The sequence below is a fragment of the Streptomyces sp. DH12 genome (assembly GCF_020873895.1).
In the GTDB taxonomy this organism is placed as follows: domain Bacteria; phylum Actinomycetota; class Actinomycetes; order Streptomycetales; family Streptomycetaceae; genus Streptomyces.
This window is the reverse complement of sequence record NZ_JAHWGT010001281.1, coordinates 1-429: the sequence shown is the minus strand read 5'-3', so window position 1 is coordinate 429 and position 429 is coordinate 1. Positions and strand designations below refer to the sequence as shown.

At 66.7% G+C, this 429-nt stretch carries 1 protein-coding gene; it reads left to right on the top strand.

Annotation, left to right across the window (positions count from 1 at the left end; translation table 11 throughout):
* Positions 1-54 precede the first annotated feature (54 nt).
* On the top strand, positions 55-429 hold a 375-nt coding region (locus LPA54_RS39680; RefSeq protein ID WP_306806638.1), incomplete at its 3' end, for an alkaline phosphatase family protein.

Sequence of the window (429 nt, the reverse complement as noted above, 5' to 3'; positions counted from 1 at the left end):
AGATTCCGTCACGTTCCGGTCGTCCCGCACCTCAGTATGAGAGGTCTGTTCTCCATGTCCGAAGTCAACCGACGCCGCTTTCTCCAGCTCGCGGGCGCCACCACGGCCTTCAGCGCCCTGTCCGCCAGCATCCAGCGCGCCGCAGCCCTGCCTGCGAACCACCGCACCGGGTCGATCGAGGACGTCGAGCACATCGTCGTCCTCATGCAGGAGAACCGCTCCTTCGACCACTACTTCGGGGCGTTGAAAGGTGTCCGGGGGTTCGGTGACCCGCGGCCCGTGACGCTGCCGAGCGGCAAGTCCGTCTGGCATCAGGCCGATGGGACGGGCAAGGAGACCCTGCCGTTCCACCCGACCGCCGACGACTTGGGGATGCAGTTCCTCCAGGGCCTCAACCATGACTGGGCGGGCGGCCACCAGGCGTACAAC